Origin of the sequence: Acinetobacter lwoffii, from assembly GCF_022967985.1 — a bacterium.
Lineage (GTDB): Bacteria > Pseudomonadota > Gammaproteobacteria > Pseudomonadales > Moraxellaceae > Acinetobacter.
In genome coordinates, this window is record NZ_JALJVC010000028.1 from 1 (window position 1) to 21,232 (window position 21,232).

The 21,232-nt window shown below is 42.5% G+C and carries 21 protein-coding genes and 1 pseudogene; 7 read left to right on the forward strand and 15 right to left on the reverse strand.

The window, feature by feature from the left end; all coding sequences use genetic code 11:
* Window positions 1–122 precede the first annotated feature (122 nt).
* From MWG72_RS13960 to MWG72_RS13975, 4 genes and pseudogenes are all read right to left on the reverse strand, one after another.
* Window positions 123–266, reverse strand: a pseudogene (locus MWG72_RS13960) (type IV pili twitching motility protein PilT); the annotation flags it as partial.
* 295 nt (window positions 267–561) lie between these two features.
* Window positions 562–1,611 carry a 3-deoxy-7-phosphoheptulonate synthase gene (locus MWG72_RS13965; RefSeq protein ID WP_086044771.1) on the reverse strand — a complete coding sequence of 350 codons (1,050 nt, stop codon included), beginning with the start codon at window positions 1,609–1,611 and terminating at the stop codon, window positions 562–564.
* A gap of 521 nt (window positions 1,612–2,132) precedes the next feature.
* On the reverse strand, window positions 2,133–2,663 hold the full coding sequence (locus MWG72_RS13970) for a hypothetical protein (protein WP_005266297.1): 531 nt from the start codon (window positions 2,661–2,663) through the stop codon (window positions 2,133–2,135).
* 172 nt (window positions 2,664–2,835) lie between these two features.
* Complete coding sequence (locus MWG72_RS13975; protein WP_004280430.1) at window positions 2,836–3,948, reverse strand: S-(hydroxymethyl)glutathione dehydrogenase/class III alcohol dehydrogenase; 1,113 nt, start codon at window positions 3,946–3,948, stop codon at window positions 2,836–2,838.
* 121 nt (window positions 3,949–4,069) lie between these two features.
* Between MWG72_RS13975 and MWG72_RS13980 the strand changes: the two genes are divergently transcribed.
* The 3 genes from MWG72_RS13980 (at window position 4,070) to MWG72_RS13990 (ending at window position 6,870) form a co-directional block, all read left to right on the forward strand.
* Window positions 4,070–5,626: a phospholipase D family protein gene (locus tag MWG72_RS13980; RefSeq protein ID WP_005106839.1), complete on the forward strand. Its 1,557-nt coding sequence runs from the start codon at window positions 4,070–4,072 to the stop codon at window positions 5,624–5,626.
* Between the two features lie 168 nt (window positions 5,627–5,794).
* Window positions 5,795–6,232: a hypothetical protein gene (locus MWG72_RS13985; protein ID WP_005262808.1), complete on the forward strand. Its 438-nt coding sequence runs from the start codon at window positions 5,795–5,797 to the stop codon at window positions 6,230–6,232.
* Window positions 6,233–6,393: 161 nt separating this feature from the next.
* On the forward strand, window positions 6,394–6,870 hold the full coding sequence (locus tag MWG72_RS13990; RefSeq protein ID WP_247144302.1) for a pyridoxamine 5'-phosphate oxidase family protein: 477 nt from the start codon (window positions 6,394–6,396) through the stop codon (window positions 6,868–6,870).
* 96 nt (window positions 6,871–6,966) lie between these two features.
* Here the strand turns inward: MWG72_RS13990 and MWG72_RS13995 are convergent, their stop codons facing one another.
* The 7 genes from MWG72_RS13995 to MWG72_RS14025 all read right to left on the reverse strand — a co-directional run bounded on the left by MWG72_RS13995 (window position 6,967) and on the right by MWG72_RS14025 (window position 13,885).
* Entirely contained in the window at window positions 6,967–7,551 is a 585-nt protein-coding gene (locus MWG72_RS13995) for a uracil-DNA glycosylase family protein (RefSeq protein WP_247144303.1), read from the reverse strand.
* Between the two features lie 32 nt (window positions 7,552–7,583).
* Window positions 7,584–8,294 carry an SGNH/GDSL hydrolase family protein gene (locus tag MWG72_RS14000; RefSeq protein WP_247144304.1) on the reverse strand — a complete coding sequence of 237 codons (711 nt, stop codon included), beginning with the start codon at window positions 8,292–8,294 and terminating at the stop codon, window positions 7,584–7,586.
* 217 nt (window positions 8,295–8,511) lie between these two features.
* On the reverse strand, window positions 8,512–9,570 hold the full coding sequence (locus MWG72_RS14005) for a fatty acid desaturase (RefSeq protein WP_005246151.1): 1,059 nt from the start codon (window positions 9,568–9,570) through the stop codon (window positions 8,512–8,514).
* A gap of 409 nt (window positions 9,571–9,979) precedes the next feature.
* The gene (locus MWG72_RS14010) at window positions 9,980–10,723 is read right to left on the reverse strand and encodes an SDR family oxidoreductase (protein ID WP_004280440.1); all 744 of its coding nucleotides are present in this window, start codon (window positions 10,721–10,723) and stop codon (window positions 9,980–9,982) included.
* 52 nt (window positions 10,724–10,775) lie between these two features.
* Window positions 10,776–11,474, reverse strand: coding sequence for a histidine phosphatase family protein (locus MWG72_RS14015; RefSeq protein WP_004280442.1), 699 nt, complete (start codon window positions 11,472–11,474; stop codon window positions 10,776–10,778).
* Window positions 11,471–12,592, reverse strand: coding sequence for a phosphotransferase family protein (locus MWG72_RS14020; protein WP_247144305.1), 1,122 nt, complete (start codon window positions 12,590–12,592; stop codon window positions 11,471–11,473). The genes MWG72_RS14015 and MWG72_RS14020 overlap by 4 nt, the downstream gene beginning before the upstream one ends.
* A gap of 51 nt (window positions 12,593–12,643) precedes the next feature.
* Window positions 12,644–13,885 carry an acyl-CoA dehydrogenase family protein gene (locus tag MWG72_RS14025; protein ID WP_224216618.1) on the reverse strand — a complete coding sequence of 414 codons (1,242 nt, stop codon included), beginning with the start codon at window positions 13,883–13,885 and terminating at the stop codon, window positions 12,644–12,646.
* Window positions 13,886–13,980: 95 nt separating this feature from the next.
* Between MWG72_RS14025 and MWG72_RS14030 the strand changes: the two genes are divergently transcribed.
* Together MWG72_RS14030 and MWG72_RS14035 are read left to right on the forward strand one after the other, a co-directional pair.
* Window positions 13,981–14,898: a LysR family transcriptional regulator gene (locus MWG72_RS14030; protein ID WP_247144306.1), complete on the forward strand. Its 918-nt coding sequence runs from the start codon at window positions 13,981–13,983 to the stop codon at window positions 14,896–14,898.
* A 168-nt stretch (window positions 14,899–15,066) separates the two neighbouring features.
* A complete protein-coding gene (locus MWG72_RS14035) occupies window positions 15,067–15,678 on the forward strand; it encodes a thermonuclease family protein (protein WP_180181314.1) in 612 nt (203 codons plus the stop codon).
* Window positions 15,679–15,765: 87 nt separating this feature from the next.
* Here the strand turns inward: MWG72_RS14035 and MWG72_RS14040 are convergent, their stop codons facing one another.
* Genes MWG72_RS14040 through MWG72_RS14050 form a run of 3 tightly spaced genes read right to left on the reverse strand, consistent with a single transcriptional unit; the run spans window position 15,766 to window position 18,329 of the window.
* Window positions 15,766–15,873 (reverse strand): hypothetical protein, encoded by a 108-nt coding sequence (locus MWG72_RS14040; RefSeq protein WP_004647088.1) that lies wholly within the window; start codon window positions 15,871–15,873, stop codon window positions 15,766–15,768.
* Window positions 15,874–15,882: 9 nt separating this feature from the next.
* On the reverse strand, window positions 15,883–16,887 hold the full coding sequence (cydB, locus tag MWG72_RS14045) for a cytochrome d ubiquinol oxidase subunit II (protein ID WP_004280450.1): 1,005 nt from the start codon (window positions 16,885–16,887) through the stop codon (window positions 15,883–15,885).
* A complete protein-coding gene (locus MWG72_RS14050; RefSeq protein ID WP_004280451.1) occupies window positions 16,884–18,329 on the reverse strand; it encodes a cytochrome ubiquinol oxidase subunit I in 1,446 nt (481 codons plus the stop codon). Before MWG72_RS14050 ends, cydB begins: the two co-directional genes overlap by 4 nt.
* 264 nt (window positions 18,330–18,593) lie before the next feature.
* Between MWG72_RS14050 and MWG72_RS14055 the strand changes: the two genes are divergently transcribed.
* Together MWG72_RS14055 and MWG72_RS14060 are read left to right on the forward strand one after the other, a co-directional pair.
* Complete coding sequence (locus MWG72_RS14055) at window positions 18,594–19,037, forward strand: MarR family winged helix-turn-helix transcriptional regulator (protein WP_247144307.1); 444 nt, start codon at window positions 18,594–18,596, stop codon at window positions 19,035–19,037.
* Complete coding sequence (locus MWG72_RS14060; RefSeq protein ID WP_247144308.1) at window positions 19,034–20,236, forward strand: MFS transporter; 1,203 nt, start codon at window positions 19,034–19,036, stop codon at window positions 20,234–20,236. The genes MWG72_RS14055 and MWG72_RS14060 overlap by 4 nt, the downstream gene beginning before the upstream one ends.
* A 6-nt stretch (window positions 20,237–20,242) precedes the next feature.
* Here the strand turns inward: MWG72_RS14060 and MWG72_RS14065 are convergent, their stop codons facing one another.
* Window positions 20,243–21,223, reverse strand: a complete 981-nt coding sequence (locus MWG72_RS14065) for a GlxA family transcriptional regulator (RefSeq protein ID WP_005246142.1) — start codon at window positions 21,221–21,223, stop codon at window positions 20,243–20,245.
* Window positions 21,224–21,232 lie beyond the last annotated feature (9 nt).

The following is a 21,232-nucleotide window of genomic DNA, read 5'->3' on the forward strand; positions in this document are numbered from 1 at the left end:
AGTTGTAAACCTAAAATAGAAATATCCACTTTCAGACCATGACACTGATTATGTCACCTAACATTAAAAGTGACATTGGTCATATGTTTGTAGCCGAATTCTATTTTGCCCAAAACTCAATATTAATCGGTAGAAAGCGTGCGTGATCTAGACTGCTCAAGCATAGAAATTTGAGTATTTTCCGCCTGTAAAACTGGATTAAGACGATTACTTTTTAATTTGATTTGCAGGCGCAGTTCATTACTGGAGTCCGCATTACGCTCAGCATATGGTGCATAAATTTACGTGCTTCATCAAGCAATTCTGTTGTATACATATCGAGATTCCTGAGATCATGACTGGTCAGCCGTATAGAATGAGCAGGAGCAAGACCTCTAATAAATTATTGTTATTGTTTATTTTTTAATTTAATTATTTTTATTCAATTTATAAAATCGTTCTAATCATTATTTTTATTTTCAAACGCTGTGATGAGCTGCTTTAAGCATCAGGTAGATGCGGTGATCAGCTTCATCCGATTCTGTCTTTCCCCAATCAATTGAGGAAAGACATCTTTCAGTTTTAAGCACTACGCTTCAAACCTTCGAGTCGTAGTGAGTCAGTCATATTTAACAACAGTTGTTCGGTTTTTGTCCAGCCCAGACATCCATCAGTTACAGACTGGCCATAAATCATTTGCTCAGAAATTTTCTGATTCCCGTCAACAAGATGACTTTCTAGCATTACGCCACGAACATTGGTCTGTAAGCGTTCTGCTACGATCTGTTCCAGTACTTTAGGCTGTAGCATCGGATTTTTTGAGCTATTGCCATGACTACAGTCAATTACCAATGCCGGTAAGTCGATCTGATGTTTGGCCCGGATTTTCTCAATTTCTGACAATTGGTAATTTGGTCCGCTATTCGAGCCACGTAAAATCAAATGTGCTTTCGGATTACCTTGCGAGTGTAAAATACATGGTAAACCAGACTGGCTCATCCCCAAGAATTGATGCGGATGAGAGGCAGACTGGATGGCATCTAGTGCAATCTGGATCGAACCATCAGTACCATTTTTGAAACCGATGCTGTACGGCATATGGCTGGAAATTTCGCGATGAATTTGTGATTCGCTGGTACGTGCGCCAATCGCTCCCCAGGCCAATAGGTCATCGAAATAAGCAGTTGCCATTGGGCTAAGAATTTCCGAAGCGATTGGCAGGCCCATTTCAATAATTTTTAGGTATAAGTCACGGGATTTTTCCAAGCCCAATTGCATATTGGATGAACCATCCAGATTTGGATCGTAAAGGAAACCTTTCCAACCCACCGTAGTCCGTGGTTTTTCAATATAAGCACGCATCACCAGGAAAATCTGATCAGATAGCTGTGACTGAAGTTGTTTTAATTTTTCTGCATAGTCTAGCGCGGAAGCTTCATCATGAATGGAACATGGGCCTGTGACCACCATTAAACGATGATCCTTGCCTTCTAATATATTTTGAATAGTTTGACGGTGTTCAGCGACTTGGCTGGCTAATTGCGGAGACAGTGGCAATTGCTGCTTAAGCTGCTGAGGTAAAATTAAAATGCTTTCAGCATGATGTTGTTGTGATGTATTTGGGGTATTCATGACTTTAATCCTGGGACTGGCAATTAGTCCAAACTTTTATTTGAGCGTTATGGGTCTAATCGAAGGTGTTGTGAGTGTCATTAGCTGACTAAAATAAGACCAATAAAAGTTGTTAAAGTATGAATAGTTAAAGTTTGTCATGGCTGTCTCCAAAATATTGTAAAAAATGAAAGGCATAAAAAAACCTGATCAGGGTTGCCGATCAGGTATAAACTGGTGGGCAACCTTTTCATTGCCCAAACGCATTCAGGCAATTAGCTAAACTGCCAGAAATAAAAATATGCGTTTGAAATGATAGGTTGCTTTAACATGTTATGTCTTTCATAAAATGTGATTCTGAAATTAAAATACGCGCTCTGTGATCATTTGACAAGCATTAAATATAAAAAAATATTTATTAACTTTTCTACTTTTATTTATTAATTCATCAAACCGTGAGATGTATCACTAAAATTGGTAAAACCCACAAACCTATTGCAGATTTTACCAAAGAAACTTCAGTTTAATCCAAAGATTAAAAATTAACGTGAAACACGATTCCAGGCATCACGCACTGCAAATTTAGCCTGTTCCCAGTTTAAACGTGATTCGCCTTTCATTTGTTCCCATTTCAGTCTCAAATCAGGTTCTACGTCTTCAAAACGGGTATGGGCATCATAGCTGCCACGGTTTTCATAACCGACTCGGTAGGCCGTATCATAATCACGGTCATAATCCAGATCGCTATAGCTAGTACGGGCATCTGAATAGTATGGCGTATTGATCGAATTATCACGCCAGTAAGCTTGCTCTTCTGTTGGATTTATAGCTTCGCCTACACCTTTACCTGCCAGACCACCAACAACAGCACCGACTACACCACCAACAGCGACACCGACTGGACCGCCTGCAGCACCAATGGCTGCACCTGCCGCTGCGCCACCTGCAGCACCTACACCTGTACCTACAGGATGTGCGCCAGGTTCACCAGTAATTGGATCAGCATTTAAATCATCGCGGACATCTTTAGGCGCATTCTTAATTACATCACGATCAAAATTATCATTCGACATAGAGCTTATCCTTATTCTTTAAAATGGTTTTATCACGTATTTTCATACGTCCTATTTAATATAAGCATCTGGCATGTAATGACATTAGCAGGCGTGTGTTGTTTCAGTGACTCTCTGTGAGGCTTTCATGCACTAATGTATCCTGAATCAAGTGAAAGCCGCATAAAAAAGCTTAGTCAAAATGAATGACCGTACGGATTGATTTACCTTCATGCATCAGGTCAAAAGCTTCATTGATCTGATCTAATGGCATGGTATGTGTCACAAAAGGCTCAAGTTGAATTTCACCTTTCATGGATTGCTCTACCATTCCCGGCAATTGTGAACGACCTTTTACCCCACCAAACGCTGTACCCATCCATTTACGACCTGTGACTAACTGGAATGGACGGGTTGAAATTTCTTTACCTGCCCCAGCTACTCCAATAATCACTGATTGACCCCAGCCACGGTGCGCACATTCTAGTGCTGAACGCATCACATCTACATTACCGATACATTCGAATGAATGATCTACACCCCAACCGGTCATTTCAACAATCACTTGCTGGATCGGCTGATCATAGTCTTTTGGATTCAGGAAATCTGTCGCCCCAAACTGTTTCGCCAGTTCAAATTTATCCGGATTGGTATCAATCACAATGATACGGCCAGCTTTAGCCTGACGTGCGCCTTGTACTACAGCAAGCCCAATACCACCTAAACCAAATACTGCAACACTGTCACCTTCCTGAACTTTCGCCGTGTTATGTACCGCACCAATACCAGTAGTCACACCACAGCCCAGCAGGCAAACATGCTCATGGTTGGCTTCAGGATTAATTTTCGCCAGAGAAACTTCAGCTACCACAGTATATTCAGAAAAAGTTGAACAACCCATATAGTGATAGATCGGCTCGCCATTATAAGAGAAACGGGTCGTTCCATCTGGCATTACGCCTTTACCTTGGGTCGCACGCACAGCAACACACAGGTTGGTCTTACCTGACTTACAGAACAAGCATTCGCCGCACTCAGCAGTATAAAGCGGAATCACGTGATCGCCCGGTTTCAGGCTGGTGACGCCTTCACCGACTTCAACAACCACACCCGCACCTTCATGACCTAAAATTGCAGGAAATACACCTTCAGGATCTTCACCAGACAAGGTAAATGCATCGGTATGACACACGCCTGTATGGCTAATTTTTACCAGTACTTCACCTGCTTTTGGTGGAGCAACATCCACTTCTACAATTTCTAATGGCTGGCCTGGACCAAACGCAACTGCTGCACGTGATTTCATGTAAAACTGTCCTTTTTTTGCTGATTTACAGATGACTAACAGTAACCTCTTTCTATTCGGAGATTCAACTATTAACATCACCAGATAAGGAATAAAAGATCCTATAATTAATGGAACATCAATGACTAAACCTTCGCCCTTTGTATGTTTGAGCATTTTTACTTTTAGCATCATGCTTTCTGGCTGTGAACTGGCTCCCAACACTGCTGAAGAAGCGAAAATCACGCCGGTTCGACCTGCACACTGGATCGACAATCAACTTTCAAAACAGCAGATCAATAGTGGTAAAACGGCTTTCTTGCCGCTCTATGATGGTTTTATGAGTATGGCAGCACGTCTGCACCTGATTAACAAAGCCAAATATCATCTCGACCTACAATATTACATCTGGAAGGATGATTATATTGGCAATATGATCTTATCCCAATTACTCAAAGCCGCCGATCGTGGTGTCAAAGTGAGGGTCCAGATTGACGATCAAAATGGCACCCAGCTTGATGACAAGCTTCTTGCTCTAAGCCAACATCCAAATTTCGAAGTCCGGATTTTTAATCCCTATAAATTTCGTCATTTACGTGCGCTAGATTATGGCTTCCGGATGAAAAAGGTCAATCATCGCATGCACAATAAATTGATCATCGCGGATGGCACTGCAGCCGTGACCGGCGGCCGCAATATCAGTAGTGAATATTTTGATGCCAGTGAAGATTTTCAGTTCACCGATGTGGATATATTCTTCGCAGGGCAAAGCGTAACAGATGCCAATCAGACCTTTATTAACTTCTGGAATGATGATCTGAGTTATGACGTTCGACAGATCTTGAATGATGCCGGCCATCCTGAAATGCTTAAAAGGCTCAGAACTGAATTTGAACGTGAAGATGTTGACGAAACTGAACTCAAACGCCGGGTGGGCATTGCCGAGAAACAAGTCGAACAACACTTAAAAAAACAACCCATTCACTGGGCGCCGGCTTATTTTGTTGCGGATAGTCCCGCAAAAGCACGTCCCCATGCCAAAAATGGCGATTATATTTATACCCATATGCTCGAACTGATGGGTGAGCCAAAAAAACATCTGGAACTGGTGTCCTCGTACTTTATTCCCACGCAAAAAGGGGCCGACTATTTAACCCGCCGTGCGCAACAAGGTGTGAAAATCAGAATCCTGACCAACTCTTTTCAGGCCAATGATGTGGCTGCGGTGCATGCCTATTATCAGCAATATCGTCAGCAATTATTGAAAAGTGGCATCGAACTCTGGGAATTTAAACCCTACATTGTCCGTCCGGAACGGACCTGGTATGAAATTATGACTGGAGACATCATCCCGGCTAAAAACAAAAATAGCTCCAGTTTGCATGCCAAATTTTTTGATCTGGATGGCATGGTGTTTGTCGGTTCATTTAATTTTGATCCGCGTTCAGCCTATCTGAATACCGAAGTCGGTCTGGTCATTGAATCGGAAGATTTTCAGAAGGAAATCACCAGTGCGATGGATCAGTACTTACCACGCGTGGCTTATCAACTTAAACTGAACGAAAAAAATGAAATGATTTGGCTGGAACATCAAAAAGATGGCCGTAGTATTCAGCATTTACATGATCCGGAAACTACAAAATTCCAGCGTTTTATGATGAATCTGGTGACGAAATTTCCCGGTGAATGGTTAATGTAATGACATTAGAATGACCTCACAATTACGACGACATGAAAAGCCTGTATTTTGAGAATGACCGCTTAAATTAACTTAGTCCAATCATCGTTTAAAGGGTTTTACAGTCTATTGCGCTTACTTTAGAATTACATTTTTCTCGTATTTTGCGATTGTTCGCCCTCCACTCCCATGCAATTTTTTGATCTAAGCCGTCAGTTTAAGTTCAGTGATATTCTGACGCCTGTAAAAACCCTCCATGATTTATCCCAGCAAGAATGGTATTTGGCCAAAATTCGGGTGGAACATGACTGTCTGTCCGACTCCGATACGGTCGAGGGACAGGTGGTTTTGAAATCCAGTGAAAATATTCAGCTCGAACTGGAATGGCTGATTCAGGATAGCGGTTATGAATTACAGGTTTTATTTAAAGGTGTAGAAACCGAAGCCACTGATGAGACCGGAATTATGTTGAAAGGTGCACAACTGGTCGATGAACAGCAGCAAGTACTCTCTACCCAAGCGTTGAGCTTATGGATTGATGGTACTCTTTTGCCGATGTTGCCTGAGATCCGTCATGAAATTAAAGCACGTTTAAATTTGTGGGATTATGTCGAATACGATGGCTAATCGCCGCATTTTGCATTTTTTAAAGAGCCCATGTGGCTCTTTTTTATAATCTGAATGACGTTTTAGATTGATCAAACTGCCGTAGTTTTAGTTTTTTCAGGCAATGCCAAGCTAGTTAAGTTATTATAAAATTTATAAAAAAATAAAAAGAGAATCAAGACATGATTTCTGAGAGAGAATGGCAACAGATTCGTCAGGTGGTCGCTAATGCACAACGGGCTGCCATGCATTGCTCTATTGCAACAGTCAACCTCAAAGGCTTTCCTAGTATTACTCCGATCGGAACCATATTCCTCAACAAAAAGACCAGCACGGGTTTCTTTTTTGATACTTATTCGACTACGTTCTGTGAAAATTTACAGCATCAGCCACTGGCTTGCATACAAGCCATGAACAGTAGCAAACTGTTTTGGTTTCATTCATTACTTAAAGGGAAATTTAAGCGTTATCCAGGAATACGCTTATATGCAGAAATTGGTCCTTTGCGTTCGGCCTCTCCAGAGGAAATACAGCAGGTGGAGTCGCGTATTCGAGCTTTAAAATGGACCAAAGGTAGCCAGTTAATCTGGTCCAGCTTTCATCATGTCCGGGAGATTAAGATCAATAGCTATCGCTGGGTCGAATATCCAAATATGTGAATAAATGAGGCTACAAACTTACAAATAGTAAGTTTTTTTCTTATCTGTAGCCAAAAACTTCTTTAACCATTTTTCATCTGATTATTGGATTAAATATTAAACCAGACCCACATGCTCAAACATCGCCTGGTAACTTTCGGCTTTTTTCTCCAGAGAAATCGGATAGGCTCGAGAAGATGAAGGCATGCGATATAAATACAGATCACGTCCGACAAAATGGGCCTGACTTGGCTGGCCAATACTCGGCTTTAAAGTCCCTTCAGGCATGGACAGCATCATGGTGTCTGTGGCCTTGTCGCCTGTGGTCATAATATGATTGCACTGCGGCATTTGGCTGAGCAGTTGCTCAATATTGGTGGGTACTACTATTTCCAAAAATTTGTCTGAAGCATTGCCTTTTAAACGCCGGATCTGATAGCCACTATCAAAAATCGCAATTCCCCTTTCAGTTAAAAAATCCCGGATTAATTGTTCTTGAAATTTTTTATTAGGTAAGTCCAAAAAGTAATCTTTATTTTCAAAGAAAATCAGTCCAAAAATCCGCCACATATCATTTTGATAGTTTGGATAATAAAAGTTCATTTTCCAGCGTGTGGCAGGTGGCGGAAAACTACCCAACATCAGTAATTTGGCATTGGGCGGTAAAAATGGCGGTAGCGGATGCGTTTCAATATCAGACATAGAATTAACTAAATTGAGAGATTTCAACTATTTTAGAAGGTCTTCCGAATCTTGCCAGCTACTTCTTGTCCCCAAAGTGTATAAACTTCCTTACTCGGATGAAAACCATCTGCAGCCATTTGTAAATTCATGGCACGATACTTCTCAATATCGTATTCAATCCATTGCATATTCACTTGCTGATTCACAAAATTTTCTAGTTGCTGGTTCATCTGTTTAGCATACTGGCCAAATAGCCAGGCTAAAGGATTCGGTAGCGCCGGAAACATATTCATTGGCGGCACACCGGCAGCAATGATCAGTTTCGGACTAAATTTTTGCTGAATTTTACTATAAAGCTGTTCCTGTTTCTGAATCCAAACCTCGACAGGTATCAGTTTGGTCACATCATTGACGCCAACCGACGTGACGATTACATCATAGTGCTGGACTCCTATTTGGTCCAAAGCATGAATTACTTTTGAGCTGGTATCGCCTGTTTTGGCCTGTAATTTCCAGTCAATTTCAAAGTCATCTTTCAGTTCATGCAGAATTGCACCCAGTAATGCGTCATCCTGATGTTCTACTCCTACACCTGCTGCTGCCGAATCCCCTAAAATCAGCAGAGACAGTTTGTTGCCGGTTCCGGTTTGACCTTCACGTGCACCTTCAGGTTCCGGCAGTCTTAGGGTATTTTTCTTGACACGATTACCCTGAATGACAAGTGCAGGAATCAAGGCAATGGTGGCGGCTTTCAGCAACATAGCGGGCTAATTTATATAGGGATATACTTAATTTTACCTGAGTTTATTCTTTTGAACTATTTCCTCAACAGTCATTTTAAATGAATGTTCACCTAAATTTAACTAAGATAGGATTCTTGCAAAATACAGGCTTATACATCTTGCCATTGGGTAAAACATCAAGGATAAATATAAAAAAATCCCGCTTAAAAACGGGATTTCTTATGGAAATTAAAGCTTAGATTTTATAGTCATTCCAGCGATTCATACGCTTAAAAGTTCCCACATCATTAAAACGCACGCCCACTTCTTTCATTACTTTATGCGCCGTTTTGGACGTCAGTTGACGGATATAAAATGGCTCTTTGACCACAAAATGATGAATCGCATGGGTCGAACCAAAATTACAGCAGAATAACTGGAACGGAACCATCCACCATGGATTGAGCACTTGGGTTTGTTTGATCACATCACGTGGATCAATATCGCCATAGTAATGCATATTTGAGCTGACAAACTGCAAGCTAAAAGAACGGATAAAGTTCGGAATCACCCAGATGACTGCCAGCAGATTTACGATTGGCATAGCATCGACAATGCCTTGCGACCAGAGCATCTCATAACCGAATAGCGGTGCAACTGCATTTAAACCATGAAAGACCACAAACAGGTAGCACAATCCATAGTAAATAATGCTGAGAGGTAAAAAGCCAAATAACTGAGAAATCATGGCAATTTTATGTTCTTTTTCAGGCTGTTTTTCCAGAAAAAGATGAATCATTTTAAACATCTGAAATGGACGCAGATACACTGACATCAACTGGTCACTAATCACCAGAATTCGGCGAATGCCCCAAGGCATACCATTACTGATGCCACGTTCTTCCAGGTCATGTTCAGTGCCTGAATATTTATGATGATGCAAATGTAAACGACGACGTGCCCACGGACTAATGGTGTTTGGACGTGCCAACCAGACCAGTGCCAGCATCAGATGATGTGCCCAAGGTGTTTTTTTGAAATACATATAATGAATCAGGTCATGTTCCAATTCATGGGTCAATGATGCAAAAATCGCAATCAAGGGAATGGTAAACCATACTGAGAGATAACCTGTTCCATATGCTACCGCGCATGCAATCATGCCTGCCCAGGCGAAGCCTAAAATACTCGCACCGATAAAGTTCTGATGTTTGAGTATGGGATAACGAGCACGCACCTCTTCCCCGGCCTGGGTAACGATACTTCTGACCTTGGAGATTCGCTGCTGGTCAGTCATATCCGCAGATGTAGACATATGGACAACCTTTAATTTCTGAACGGTTGTACATTAAAGGAAATTCTAAAAAAGAGAAGTTATCTTTCCACTTTTAGAGTGAGTATGTCTAAGTTTTGGACAGTTTGGAAAAGTTCTTAAAATTGGCGAAAATTAGGAAAAGTAAAAGATGGTCTTTCTCATGAAACGAAAATTTAAAAGTAATTGATTTAATTGCAAATTCATCAATAAAATAAAAATATAATTTTTGATAATTTAAAACTTTATTTTAATAATCAATATATTAGGATTTATAAGATTTCGCTTTTTTGTAAATTCAAGCTATACATTTTTTAGAAAAAAATACTGATTCAGAAATTTTTCTCAGTTTGTCATAAAAAATAAAAAGAGAAGCGCTCTAGCTTCTCTTTTTATAGATCTAAGAGCGCTTTTAACCTAACTTGTTCACCAGTTTAAGTGGTAATACTTTCATGGCTAGACCGAGTGGCAACCAAGGCCATTTCGGCACATAAGCCTTAACTGGTGCTTTTTCAATTTCTGCTGCCAATAAACGCGAACCAGTTTTTTCATCTACTTCAAAAGGTAGCTTTTTTGCCCCTTCATTAATTTCAGTACGAATATATCCTGGGAAAATGGTGGTCACTTTTATTGGCGTATCGATCAATTCAGCTCGAATGCCTTCCGCTAAATGAGCCACGCCGGCCTTACTTGCACCATAAGCTGTTAAATGTTTTGGCATACCGCGCATTGCACTCATAGATGAAATCATCACCAGATGGCCAGAGTTTTGTGCACGGAAGATTTCAACTGCAGCTTCACATTGTGCTAATGCCGAAATAAAGTTGGTTTCAACCGTGGCTTTATTGATAGCAAAATTACCTTTACCAATCCGGCGGCCCTCACCGACACCAGCATTCACAATAACTCGGTCAATGGTGCCAAAGTCTTCTTTAAAAGCACGAAACACTTCAAACACTTGATCGTAATCGGTGACATCTAGTGTTTTGGCAATGACTTTGATGCCATATTGGCTTTCCAGTTCCTGCTTTAAGATTTCCAGACGCTCCAAACGACGTGCACAAATCGCCAGGTTATAGCCTTTTTTCGCAAATTCACGTGCCATACCGGCGCCGATCCCTGAACTTGCACCGGTAATTAAAATTGTTTTAGCCATGTATTTACCCTATTCCTTTATTTTTCTAGCGTATTAGGTTTTCAATCTCATTTTAAATCCAGGTCAATAAGTCTGGACGCTGTGCTTTAATAAAATGATGTTCATTTAAACTGAGTAGTTGCGGTTCATTACCCACCAGACGTAGTGTCGTGATACTGGTATTGGTAATCGCCCAGTTCAGAGCAAAGGTTTTCTCCGGACTAAGGCCCAAAATTTTGCCTACAGCCACAGAAATCACCCCACCTGAGGTATAAACTACTGCATAGCGTGGTCGGCTTTTGGACAACTGGTCGCACAGATTTTCTAAGCCGCTTTCCACGCGTGCTTTGAAACTTGGCCAAGATTCATCATATTCATGGTGATAATCATCGCCAGTCCAGCGTGCAATTGCACCGCTAAAAATCTTGCTCAGATAATCCCGTGGATTTTCATGTTCTGATACATCCTGTTTCAGCAATTCAGGCTGATTAAAGCGCGGCTCATAACGGGCGAATACCTGCTGATGATTAAATTCATTCCAGGCACTATCGGTCAGAATCTCACTTTCCGGAAAACATTTGTCCAGTGATAATTGCGCTGTCTGTTGATGGCGTTGCATGGAACCAGCCACCACATAAGGCGCTTCTTTCAGGATTTCTTCAAAATATCGACCCAAAAGCTTTGCCTGTAACTCGCCGTTGGGCGAAAGTTGATCGTAACTTTCTGCGCCAAAAGAGGCCTGGCCATGCCGGATCAAGTAAATGGTAGTCATTTTGGCATTATCTCTTTAAATTTAAGCACATACTTTTGTGCAATCTCATTGGCTTCCAGTTTTTGCTTGCCAATCAGTTTTAAGGCACGAATATGCAAGGCATGAATCACCACCCAGAAATCCTTGAATGCTGGATTATTAGTCTGTTTATGGTAATAACGATAATAGATCTGCTGGGCAATGACCGCGAGACGGAATACACCAAACACCTCATAAAATGTCCAGTTCTCAGGCTGCAAACCGGTTTTTTCAAGATAATAATCTACGACCTCTTTACGGGTAAACATACCTTTTAGATTGGTCGGCTGACGACGAGTCGCTTTAAAAATGGCATTATCGGTATCTTCTACCCAATAGGCCAAGGCAGAACCTAGGTCCATGAGCGGATCGCCAAGGGTGGCCATTTCCCAGTCCAGTACACCAATCACTTCAGTCGGATTTTCCGGATTTAAGATGACATTATCAAAACGCCAGTCATTATGAATCACACAGGTTTTGGAATCAGAAGGAATATTGTCTTTCAGCCAGTTGCGTACATATTTAAAGGATGGAACATTCAACGTTTTGGCCTTTTCATAACGAGCATCCCAGCCTTCGACCTGACGGCGACAATAGCCTTCACCCTTACCGAGATTTTTAAGTTCGGTCCCTTGATAAGGCACCTGATGCAGTTCGATCAGTTTATCAATCACATTGATACATAAAGTTCGGATATCGGATTCAGTAAGCTGCAGCTCAGGTGGCATTTTGGCGCGAGGGATAATTCCTTCCAGACGTTTCATCACATAGAAATCACAACCAATGACCGATTCATCTTGACAAAGCGCCACCATTTCAGGCACCACAGGATAATGTTCAGCCAAGGCTTTCTGCACATGATATTCACGTGCCATGTCATGTGCAGATTTGGCTTTGGTACCGTGCGGCGGACGACGTAAAATTAGATCGGCATTGGTATACTGTAAACGGTAGGTCCAGTTTGAAGCTCCGCCTGAATATTGGGTCACTTGCACAGGGCCTTCAACATTCACATTTTGCTGAATTAACCAATTGGTGATGGCTTGTACATCCAGTTCTTCGCCTTGACGAACTGCTCCACCTACATCAATAACCGCCATAATTTTTCCTTAAAATTTTTTAATACGTTGCAATCTTCTATTTAAGCCAGTTTATTTTTTGTGGCGTGTACTGTAGCCACGTTTTGCCAGTTCCAGTTTGGCAATCATGCCCTTATGTACTTCATCTGGACCATCGGCCAAACGCAAGGCACGTGCCTGGGCAAAAAATCCGGTTAATGGTGTATCTCGAGAAACACCGGCACCGCCGTGGATCTGGATGGCCATATCGACGACTTTTTCCAGCACACTTGGCGCAACGACTTTAATTGCAGAAATTTCAGTCAGTGCCGCCATATTCCCTAAAGTATCCATTTTATAGGCTGCATACAAGGTCAAAAGACGTGCCTGATCAATCGCAACCCGTGCTTCCGCGACACGTTCCAAGTTACCGCCAAGTTTTAAAATCTCTTTGCCAAATGCTGTCCGGCTCATGCCTCGGTCAATCATCAACTCTAAGGATTTTTCCGCAGCCCCGATGCAGCGCATACAATGATGAATACGGCCTGGCCCTAAACGGCCTTGGGCAATTTCAAAACCCTGACCGGCGCCACCAATAAAATTCGCTACCGGAACGCGGACATTTTCAAAGCTGACTTCCCCATGGCCATGTGGCGCATCATAGTCACCAAATACAGGCAGCATACGTTCAATTTTTACCCCTGCGGTATCTACCGGAACTAGAACCATCGAATGCTGATGATGACGGTCTTTTGTTTCATCTGGAGTATGCGCCATAAAAATAATAATTTTGGCATTTGGATCGCCCAGACCTGATGACCACCATTTACGGCCATTCAAAACAATCTCATTACCTTCCACCATCGCCGTTGCCTGCATATTGGTGGCATCACTGGATGCAACTGCAGGTTCAGTCATACAAAAGACTGAACGGATTTTTCCTTCTAAAAGTGGCATCAGCCATTCTTGTTTTTGTTCTTCAGAACCATAACGCCACAATACTTCCATATTGCCGCTATCTGGCGCATTACAGTTAAATACGACTGGTGCAATCAGGCTACGACCTGAAAGTTCGGCAATATGTGCATATTCCTGAACTGATAAACCTTGGCCACGTTCAGGACAAGGGAGAAACATATTCCAGAGGCCAGCTGCCTTGGCTTTGGCTTTTAAGCTTTCCAGTTCTGCTGGCCATTGCCATTTGGTCCAGTCACCGCCTTGATTCAACTCATGAACCTGCTGCCAGAAATCAGCTTCAACTGGTTCAATTTCCTCAGCAATAAATTTTTTGGTTCTATTTAAATAATCTTGTGCACGTGCTGAAAGCTCAAACATCTCTTTTATCCCTTTAAATATTCTAATTCATACGCTTTACAACACCTTAACCCAAAACCTATTATGAATAAAATGATTTTAACCCATACAATATTATGCATAATATTCATTCCAAAACAGTCATGGACCTGCGAAATTTTCATCGTATCGACATTAACCTTTATCCGCTTTTTATGGCAATTTATGAGCAGAATAGTATTTCTAAAGCTGCACAGATTTTATCAGTTAGCCAGTCTGCTGCCAGTCATGCTCTGCAACGTTTAAGACAGCATTTACAAGATGATTTATTTGTACGTACTGGTAGCAAAATGCAGCCTACGCCGTTTGCGGAACAGATCTATCCTGAGCTGAAGAATGCACTTTTTGCGATTCAAAATATTTCAATACAGCATCAGCACTTCAGACCGGAAATGATTCAGAGTTTGAAAATTGCCGTACATGATGAAATTGAGCCAATGATCTTTCCCAGACTGGTTCAGCACTTTCAACAACTCAATCTGGAAATTCAACTTAGCAGCATGAAGCTGGACCGTAAAAATATAGCAGCAGACCTCGCCTCTCAACAGGTCGATTTTGTCATAGATCTGGAACAAAACATTGCTGAAAAAATCCAGTTTGAGCGTCTGGTTCAAGATGAATTTGTAGTGTGTACACAATTAACAGAAATGAATGAGCAGATTTATCTTGCCTCACCTCATATTGGCGTGTCATCACGCCGTACTGGTGTTTTGGTTGAAGATATTTATTTAAGTCGGAAACAATATTCACGACAGATTTTTTTACGCTGTCAGCATTACTCAACTGCTCTGCAAATTCTGGAGCAGCAAAAGACAGCCATGCTGACTATTCCTAAAAATGTATTGACGCATTTACAATTGGCTACCAGTCTAAATATTTTTGAAGTCCCTGTGGAACTGCCGAAAATTAATATGGGGATGTATTGGCATAAGGATTTGCAAGAGAATAAAAGACATCAATTTTTGAGAAGTGAAATTTATAAAATTTTTGCTTAGGCTATTTATAAAGGAATGCAAGTTTACTTAGGCTATTTTTATATAAGCTTAGATGGTTGCATCTTCATCTTTTCAGTAGAAAAATATACTTAGGCTATTTTAGCTGGTACAAAACTAAACACTGAGTGATTAGCTTTTAAGCCGTAGATCTACTGGCTTTGCTCTAAAATGGCTCGACTTTTAGCTGTGATTTTACAGCTGGTTTTGCTGATTTGGATCTTGCCTTTGTTAAATCTCTCCATCACCTGGCAAATTGTGCTGGGCCTCGTACTGCTGTGTTTTTCTTATTATCTGCTGCATAAAATTACAGTTTATTTAAAAGATGTTTTCCGCCCCTTTAAGAAAGGCAAAAAATACTGGTGCCGTGTAAAAGCCGTAAGTGATGGTGATACCCTCACCTGCTACCGTTTTAATATTCGTCGCTCTGAGACCAAATTGCGCTTTGCTTTTGTCGATGCCCCTGAATCATCACAAGCCTATGGCAAGGAATCGCAACGTCTGGTCAAAAGCATGGTGAATAATAAAATGGTTCGGGTCAAGATAACCGACATTGACCGTTATGGTCGCTGTGTGGGTGTCGTCTATCGCTATCGCAAAAATATCAATGAAGAGATTGTCAAACGTGGTGCAGCGTGGGTCTATGAAGAATATATCAAGGACAAAACCCATTTACGCTATATGATGGAACTGCAAAATAAAGCCAAGAAACAGAAAAAAGGCCTTTGGAAAAGTAGTCGTCCTGTACGTCCAAGTGTTTATCGTAAACAGGTAAAATCGTAAATTTGGTTTTATCAAAGATAAATGGCAAATAATAAAAAGTGATCAGTACATTCAGATCACTTTTTTCATTTTTTTAGTTTTACTAATTTAATAAGCCAAATGCACCAGAAAGCGGAATGCGCCAGCAATCAGGGCCAGCGTTAAAAATCCTGCCAGCCATAATCCTACAAACCATAATGCCTGTTTGCCTTTCATGACCACTCCTTAATGATAGCCATCATCGCCGACCCTGACCTTATGCCGGAATACCCAATAGGACATACCCGTATAAATCACAATAATAGGAATCAGGATCAAGGCACCAATCAAGGCAAATAGCTGGCTATTTTCATGCGCTGCAGCCTGCCAGATAGTCACGCTCGGCGGGATAATATATGGCCATAGACTGATCAAGAATCCAGTATAAGCGAGGAAAACCAGAACCAGCATATAGGTAAATGGACCTAATTCACTGCGTCTTTTGCAGGCACGTAAGGCCAGCCAGGTAAATAGCAGAACCAGAACTGGAACTGGCATAAAATAGGTGAATTGTGGCTGACTAAACCAGCGTTCGGCAATCTGTGGATGGGTCAACGGCGTATAAATACTGACAGCACCCAATATGATCAGCAAGGCCATAATCAGCTTAGGCATCAGTTTAAACATTCGATCCTGCAAGTCATCTCCGGTTTTATAAATCAGCCAGCCACAGCCTAATGCCGCATAGAGCACCACCACACTGATTCCGGTAAAGATACTGAATGGAGTGAGCCAGTCCAGACCACCCCCAACATAGACACCATTTCGGGTTTCAATCCCCTGAATATAGGCCCCTAAAATCATGCCTTGCAGGAAACTGGTAATCGCAGAACCACCGATAAAGGCTTTATCCCACCAATGCTTACTGCGGTTTGCCTTGAAGCGGAACTCAAAAGCCACGCCGCGGAAAATCAAGGCAATCACCATCAGAATAATTGGCATATACAGTGCCGAGAGTACGGTCGAGTAAGCAAGTGGGAAAGCTGCAAATAACCCTGCACCACCCAGTACCATCCAGGTTTCATTGCCATCCCAGACCGGAGCCACGGTATTCATCATGACATCACGTTCATCCTGATGCGGAAAGAAAGGAAACAAGATGCCGATGCCCAGATCGAAACCATCAAGAATAGTATAAATCAATACACCCAAACCAATAATCACAATCCAGATTAATGATAAATCAATCATTTTTTATCCTCCTGATCCGGTTGTTCAGGAACTTCTTCGATACGTTCGCGAATACTACTTAATGGTCGGCGTGAAGCCTGAACTACATCGCTATCTGATTCATGATCTGGTCGGGTATGAATAAAATCCGGGCCTTTGTGCATCAGGCGCAACATGTAGTAAATTCCGATACCAAATACCACACAGTAGACGACTACAAAAATAATCAGGGTCAGCCCCACCTGCTCAGCAGAAACCGGTGACAATGCATCCTTGGTACGCATGATGCCGTATACCACCCAAGGCTGACGGCCGACTTCTGTGGTAAACCATCCCGCCAGCATGGCAATAAATCCAGAAGGTCCCATAATCAAGGCGAATCGGTGCAATGCACGGGATTCATAAAAGCGACCACGGGTACGTGCCCACGCTCCCCATAACGCCAGTAACAGCATCAATACGCCGAGTCCGACCATAATCCGGAAGCTCCAGAACACCACCAGTGAATTCGGCCGGTCTTCAGGTGCAAAGTCTTTAAGTCCCGTAACCTTTCCATCCATCGAGTGGGTCAGAATCAGGCTCCCCAAGTTGGGAATTGCGACTGCATATTTGGTTTCTTCGGCTTCCATATCTGGAATACCAAAGAGGTATAAGGGCATGCCTTCATCATGATTGGTTTCCCAGTGTCCTTCCATAGCTGCAAGTTTTGCTGGCTGATGCTCAAGGGTATTAATACCGTGCATATCACCGACGATGACCTGTAAAGGTGCTAGTACTAGAAGCAGCCACATCGCCATGGAAAATGAGGTCTTGACCAGTGCATCACGACGGCCTTTGATCAGATGCCATGCGGCTGTAGCAGCGACCAGTAAGGCGGAAACCAGAAAGGCAGCCATGGCCATATGGGCCAGACGATAAGGGAAAGATGGGTTAAACACGATAGCAAGCCAATCTTGCGGCACAATCAGGCCATTTTCAATCGCAAAGCCTTGTGGGGTCTGCATCCAGCTATTGGACGATAGAATCCAGAACATGGAAATACAGGTTCCTATCGCAACCATCAAGGTTGAGAAAAAGTGCGCCTTTGGTCCCACTCGACCCCATCCAAAGAGCATGATGCCCAAGAATCCGGCTTCTAAAAAGAAGGCGGTTAAAACTTCATAAGCCAGCAAGGGCCCAGTCACACTTCCTGCCACCCGGGAAAATTCACTCCAGTTGGTTCCAAACTGGTAGCTCATGACCACACCAGAGACGACGCCCATCCCGAATGCCACAGCGAAAATTTTCACCCAAAATTTGAATAGATCCTGAAAAATCGGGTTTTGGGTTTTGAGCCAGCGCCATTCCAGAATGGCCAGAAAGCTGGCCAAGCCGATTGAAATAGCCGGAAAAATGATATGAAAAGATACAGTAAAGGCGAACTGTATTCGTGCTAACTCTAATGCAGTTAAACCCAGAGTCATAAGCTTCACCTATGCATTGTTATTTGGCATCTTTGCCCTTCAATTTTTAAGTCATGAATTTTTCTAGTGACATGGTTAGCTTAGGCGTGGCTGTTATAAAAAGTATGTAGTCTTTTGTTGATTATTTTTTAATCAGGTTAAACTGTGTAAGTGCTGCTAGCAGAGAAAATATTACTCTCAATAATTTTAAAACTCTTCTCTTGAGCTTTGGATAAAACAGGCGTAAATTAGGCCTAAATTTAGTTACCCAGGTTAACTAACCATATGTTTTCCGAATCTCCCCGACTTCGTACGATGTTATTACGCTGCGCACGACTGATGAGCGATGAGATCAATACGATCTTGTTGTCATCTCAATTAAATTATTCCTTATGGCAGGTGTTATACGTCATCCAGTCAAAGCAGCAATGCACATTGGCAGATATTTCCAGTTATCTCAATGTATCCAAGCCCGGCATTACAAAGCGGATTCAGCAACTGGTTGAACTCGATCTGATTGCCCAACTCGAAACTGAAGACAAACGTCAAAAGCTGTTCAAGCTGAGTGAGCAAGGAATTGAGACCTTTGCCATGTGTTCCACCCAGATCGATGCATTTGAAGATCAGTTGCTTGAGCACATTGAATCAGATGATCTTGAAGGCAGTAAAAATACCTTGATGCAACTCATTCAGCAGTTATATCCCTCATCTCAGGACAGACCTCAATGAGCCAAGAACAAGAAACGCCTTTATGGACGCCCAATTTTATCCTGATCAGTCTGGTGAATTTCCAGCTGGTTCTGGTGTTCTACTTACTGGTGATTGTGATTGTCGGCTACTCAGTGGCTGAGCTAGGGGCTTCGACTGCACAAGCCGGTCTGGTATCAGGTCTGTTTATTGTCGGCACCCTATTCGGACGCTTATTGCTCGGAAAATTACTGAATCGTCTGGGCCTAAAAAATACGCTTGTCATTGGCCTGACTGGTTTCCTACTCTTTTCCGGACTGTATATGATTCCGGCCAAGCTGGAAGTTTTACTAGGCATCCGTCTGATACACGGCTTTATGATGGGTATGGCTTCTACTGTACTGGGTACAGTGATTGCACAGACCATTCCTGCCACACGGCGTGGTGAAGGAATTGGCTATTTCAGCATGAGCAGCACCCTAGGCACAGCGATTGGTCCCTTTGTCGGAATCTGGCTGATGACAAATTTCAATTATCAGGTAATTTTCATCTTTACCAGTATCGTTGCGCTCAGCTGCCTGATCTGTGGACTGTTTATCCAGCCACCACGCCTTAAGGCAAGTCATTCGTCAGCAGCCTCTACTTCGCAAAGCACCAGCAAACTGGCTCAGTATATTGAACCGAATGCGCTACCGATTGCACTGATTGTACTGCTGGTGGCTACTTCTTATTCAGGCATATTGTCGTTTATTCACTTTTATGCCAAAGAAATTAATCTGGTCGAAGCAGCATCTTTTTTCTTCCTGATGTATGCTTTTGCCATTTTGCTTTCGCGTCCTTTTACCGGCCCGCTCATGGACCGTAAAGGCGAAAATATCATTATCTATCCTGCCATTGTGATTATGGCACTGGGGATATTGCTCCTCAGTCAGGCGCAAAACTCTGTGATGTTACTTGCCAGTGCTGCCTTGCTTGGTTTTGGTTTTGGTAATATCCAGTCAGTGTGTCAAACCATTGCGGTGAAAAGTACGACATTGCAGCGTATGGGGCTTGCTACCTCAACCTTCTTTATTGCCCTGGATGCCGGTCTTGGTTTTGGCCCTTATTTCCTGGGTATGCTGCTGGATCAGATTGGTTATCGTCAGCTTTATCTGTTCTCGGCGCTGCTCACCCTAAGCTGTCTGGCCTGGTATTACCTTCTGCATGGCCGTAAAGCAGGAAAAGTACAGCCTTCTCATTAAAAGCTTTTAAAAGCGCCGACTAAACCGGCGCCGATATTCCAACGGCGTCAGACCGGTTTTTTTATGAAATAAACGGCGGAATGAACTTGGATCCTGATAGCCGACATTTTGCATAATCACATCCACAGCTTGATCGGTTTCTTCCAGTCGTTTACGTGCGGCTTCAATCCGGATCGCTTGTAGATATTGATTGGGCGGTATGTCTAAGGCTTGTTTAAAGCGTCGAATCAGGGTTCGGCCAGTCACATTAAACTGCTCTGCCAGCTGGTTCAAACTAAAATCTTCATGAAAATGCTGCTCTAGCCAGTTCTGGATTTTTTGTACCAGTTCATCATGGTGCGGCTGGCCAATATTCAGCAATGAATAAGACAACTGGCTATCACGGCGGTAATCAATTACGAAAGATTTAGCCGATTGCATGGCCACCTCAAAGCCATACAAGCGCTCAATCAGATGCAAACCTAGGTCAAACCAGGCCAGGCCTCCACCTGCACAATAGATATTCTGATCCCGGCTAATCATCAGATCGGCATTCAGTTTCACCTTAGGATAGCGTGAACGAAACACTTCCTGAAAACCCCAATGTGTTGTTGCAATCCGGTCATCTAAAATGCCTGCTTCTGCCAGAAAAAAATTCCCCGTACAGTTTCCTGCAATTAAAGTCGCCTCTGCATGTGCAGATTTTAAAAAATGAATCAGTTCTGGATTCTGTTGCAATACATCCTGAATCGGTGCAGCGATGGTCGGTACCACCAGAATATCTGCAGTTTGAATCTCTTGATAAGAAAAATGTGCCTGCAACTGCAGCCCATTGATACACCGAATCGGATGTCCCTCCGGACTGGCGATACTCACCTTAAACAGGCGCTGTACGTCCTGCTGCTGGATCCGGTTCCAGCTTACGCCAGCCATGGTAAATAAATCGACCACACCCGTAATGGCCGAAGCCAGAGCCCCATGAAAGCCTAAAATCACCACCTGTTGCATACTTTACTA

Bases quoted from the DNA above. Each gene is read 5' to 3' on its own strand.
- MWG72_RS13965 (WP_086044771.1), bottom strand. From the start codon at position 1,611: ATGAATACCCCAAATACATCACAACAACATCATGCTGAAAGCATTTTA.
- MWG72_RS13970 (WP_005266297.1), bottom strand. From the start codon at position 2,663: ATGTCGAATGATAATTTTGATCGTGATGTAATTAAGAATGCGCCTAAA.
- MWG72_RS13975 (WP_004280430.1), bottom strand. From the start codon at position 3,948: ATGAAATCACGTGCAGCAGTTGCGTTTGGTCCAGGCCAGCCATTAGAA.
- MWG72_RS13980 (WP_005106839.1), top strand. From the start codon at position 4,070: ATGACTAAACCTTCGCCCTTTGTATGTTTGAGCATTTTTACTTTTAGC.
- MWG72_RS13985 (WP_005262808.1), top strand. From the start codon at position 5,795: ATGCAATTTTTTGATCTAAGCCGTCAGTTTAAGTTCAGTGATATTCTG.
- MWG72_RS13990 (WP_247144302.1), top strand. From the start codon at position 6,394: ATGATTTCTGAGAGAGAATGGCAACAGATTCGTCAGGTGGTCGCTAAT.
- MWG72_RS13995 (WP_247144303.1), bottom strand. From the start codon at position 7,551: ATGTCTGATATTGAAACGCATCCGCTACCGCCATTTTTACCGCCCAAT.
- MWG72_RS14000 (WP_247144304.1), bottom strand. From the start codon at position 8,294: ATGTTGCTGAAAGCCGCCACCATTGCCTTGATTCCTGCACTTGTCATT.
- MWG72_RS14005 (WP_005246151.1), bottom strand. From the start codon at position 9,570: ATGTCTACATCTGCGGATATGACTGACCAGCAGCGAATCTCCAAGGTC.
- MWG72_RS14010 (WP_004280440.1), bottom strand. From the start codon at position 10,723: ATGGCTAAAACAATTTTAATTACCGGTGCAAGTTCAGGGATCGGCGCC.
- MWG72_RS14015 (WP_004280442.1), bottom strand. From the start codon at position 11,474: ATGACTACCATTTACTTGATCCGGCATGGCCAGGCCTCTTTTGGCGCA.
- MWG72_RS14020 (WP_247144305.1), bottom strand. From the start codon at position 12,592: ATGGCGGTTATTGATGTAGGTGGAGCAGTTCGTCAAGGCGAAGAACTG.
- MWG72_RS14025 (WP_224216618.1), bottom strand. From the start codon at position 13,885: ATGTTTGAGCTTTCAGCACGTGCACAAGATTATTTAAATAGAACCAAA.
- MWG72_RS14030 (WP_247144306.1), top strand. From the start codon at position 13,981: ATGCATAATATTCATTCCAAAACAGTCATGGACCTGCGAAATTTTCAT.
- MWG72_RS14035 (WP_180181314.1), top strand. From the start codon at position 15,067: ATGGCTCGACTTTTAGCTGTGATTTTACAGCTGGTTTTGCTGATTTGG.
- MWG72_RS14040 (WP_004647088.1), bottom strand. From the start codon at position 15,873: ATGAAAGGCAAACAGGCATTATGGTTTGTAGGATTATGGCTGGCAGGA.
- cydB (WP_004280450.1), bottom strand. From the start codon at position 16,887: ATGATTGATTTATCATTAATCTGGATTGTGATTATTGGTTTGGGTGTA.
- MWG72_RS14050 (WP_004280451.1), bottom strand. From the start codon at position 18,329: ATGACTCTGGGTTTAACTGCATTAGAGTTAGCACGAATACAGTTCGCC.
- MWG72_RS14055 (WP_247144307.1), top strand. From the start codon at position 18,594: ATGTTTTCCGAATCTCCCCGACTTCGTACGATGTTATTACGCTGCGCA.
- MWG72_RS14060 (WP_247144308.1), top strand. From the start codon at position 19,034: ATGAGCCAAGAACAAGAAACGCCTTTATGGACGCCCAATTTTATCCTG.
- MWG72_RS14065 (WP_005246142.1), bottom strand. From the start codon at position 21,223: ATGCAACAGGTGGTGATTTTAGGCTTTCATGGGGCTCTGGCTTCGGCC.